The sequence below is a fragment of the Pseudomonas sp. MIACH genome (assembly GCF_001269925.1).
Taxonomy (GTDB): Bacteria; Pseudomonadota; Gammaproteobacteria; order Pseudomonadales; family Pseudomonadaceae; genus Aquipseudomonas.
In genome coordinates this window covers 1-2233 of sequence record NZ_LHVO01000004.1, presented here as the reverse complement: position 1 = coordinate 2233, position 2233 = coordinate 1, and the positions used below count along the sequence as shown (strand labels likewise).

The window sequence follows — 2233 nt, the reverse complement described above, 5'->3', positions numbered from 1 at the left end:
GCTGCGGTTTACCTGACAGAACACAGTTATCCTGATTGGGGCTGCTGCGCAGCCCAACGCGGGACAAGCCCGCTCGCCACAGAGGTAGTGGGTCTGGGTTACAGGTCAGTGATTTCCTTATGGCGCGGTACCAGCGTCTTCATCACGCTCCAGGCCACCAGGTACGCCAGCGCACAGATCGCGAACATGATCATGTAGCCGGTGTGGATGTCATTGATGGACTTGTAGTAGTCGAACACCCAGCCGCCGATCTTGGTCATCACCACACCGCCGATACCGCCGGCCATGCCGCCAATGCCGACCACCGAGGCCACGGTTTTCTGCGGGAACATGTCGGACACGGTGGTGAAGATGTTGCACGACCACGCCTGGTGCGCCGAAGCCCCCACGCCGATCAGCAATACCGGCACCCAGAAGCTGATGTAGCCCAACGGCTGCGCCAGCAACACCACCAACGGGAACAGCGCGATCACCAGCATGGCTTTCATGCGGCCGTCGTAAGGTGCGTCGCCACGGGCCATGAAGTAGCTGGGGAACCAGCCGCCGCCGATGCTGCCGACCATGGTCATGCTGTACAGCACGGCCAGCGGCATGACGATATCGGCGCCTTTCATGCCGTATTGCGCCGACAGGTAGGTGGGCAGCCAGAACAGGAAGAACCACCACACGCCGTCGGTCATGAACTTGCCGAAGGCAAACGCCCAGGTCTGGCGGTAGGTGAGCAATTTGAACCACGAGACTTTCTTCGCCGCCGCACCCGCAGGGGCCGCAGTCAACGGCTGCACGCTCTGGTCGCTGCGGATATAGGCCAGCTCTTCGGCCGACAAGCGTTTTTGCTGCTCCGGCTTTTCATACACCGCCGCCCACACCGCCACCCACACGAAGCCCAGCATGCCGATGACCATAAAGGCCGCTTCCCAGCCCCACATCCCGGCGATCAGCGGCACACAGATCGGCGCCAGGATCGCACCGACGTTGGCGCCGGAGTTGAAGATCCCGGTGGCCAGCGAGCGTTCTTTCTTGGGGAAATATTCGGCGGTGGCCTTGATTGCAATCGGGAAGTTACCCGCCTCGCCAATCGCCAGCACCGCACGGGACAACATGAAGCCGGCGATGGACACCGGGATCACCGCCAGGCCGATCGCACCGCTGATTGCTGCGATGCCCTCGCCCATCGGTACCGAGAACGCATGCATGATGGCGCCGGTGGACCAGATCGCAATCGCGATCACATAGGCCGCCTTGGTGCCGATCTTGTCGACGAACCGACCGGCGAACAGCATGGAGATCGCATACACAAACTGGAACACCGCCGCGATATTGGCGTAATCGGTGTTGCTCCAGCCAAATTGCGTCGACAACTGCGGCGCGAGCAGGCTGAGCACCTGACGGTCGAGGTAGTTGACGGTGGTCGCGAAAAACAACATCGCGCAGATGGTCCAGCGATAGTTGCCTACCGCCTGGCCAACACGCTGGGCGTGGATGGGCTCGATCAAGTTCATGGCATCACTTTTTATTTTTGTTAGGTAGGACATATGTAACGTCATATGTCGTCGTACAACTGTGGCTTTTATATCGGGCTACCTACCCGCTGTCAATCTGAAAGATTGCGGCTTTTGTGGGCTATCACATGGCTGTGAAAACTGTCAGGTGCGGCTAGGTTGTAGGACGACAAACACGCATGACAAGGCTCGGGGCTTTACCAGGCACATCGTCGAGCACACCGAACGGCTGCATGCCGACCTTCTCCAGCACACGGATCGACGCCGCGTGATCGGGCCGCACCAGGCCGAAGACTTCCGGTAAACCGAGGGTGTCAAACGCCAGCGCCAGGGCATCGCGTGCCAATTCAGTGGCGTAGCCCTGCCCCCAGGCCTCCACGGCAAAGCGGTAACCCAGGTTGATGCGCGGTTGCGTGAGGTAGTTGAGCGGCGCAATACCGCCGAAGCCGATGATGGAGTCCGGGGCTTGCTCATGGGCAATCGCCCACCAGCCATAGCCGTGGGTGACCCACTGTGCGATCCACTGGTCGAGCAGGCGTTGGGCAGCGGACAGACTGGGCATGGGGCCCGAGGGATTGAAGAGGTTGGTCTGCGGGTCACCGAAGATCGCGAACAATCGCTGCACATCAACGGGTTGTGGTTGACGGTAGACAAGACGGGCGGCAGTGGCGGGCATCGGGATAAGTCCTCTTTAAACGTGTGGCGAGCGGGCTTGCCCCGCGTTGGGCCGC

General features: G+C 60.8%; 2 protein-coding genes. Both read right to left on the bottom strand.

All coding sequences use genetic code 11. From position 1 onward, the window contains the following. Positions 1-98: 98 nt before the first annotated feature. Positions 99-1502 carry an MFS transporter gene (locus AD670_RS02855; protein ID WP_053128168.1) on the bottom strand — a complete coding sequence of 468 codons (1404 nt, stop codon included), beginning with the start codon at positions 1500-1502 and terminating at the stop codon, positions 99-101. A 154-nt stretch (positions 1503-1656) separates the two neighbouring features. Continuing rightward, positions 1657-2178, bottom strand: a complete 522-nt coding sequence (locus tag AD670_RS02850) for a GNAT family N-acetyltransferase (RefSeq protein WP_053128167.1) — start codon at positions 2176-2178, stop codon at positions 1657-1659. Between the last annotated feature and the right edge of the window lie 55 nt (positions 2179-2233).

What these genes read in the sequence shown, in the direction of transcription:
- AD670_RS02855 (WP_053128168.1), bottom strand. Translation starts at nt 1,502, where the DNA reads ATGAACTTGATCGAGCCCATCCACGCCCAGCGTGTTGGCCAGGCGGTA.
- AD670_RS02850 (WP_053128167.1), bottom strand. Translation starts at nt 2,178, where the DNA reads ATGCCCGCCACTGCCGCCCGTCTTGTCTACCGTCAACCACAACCCGTT.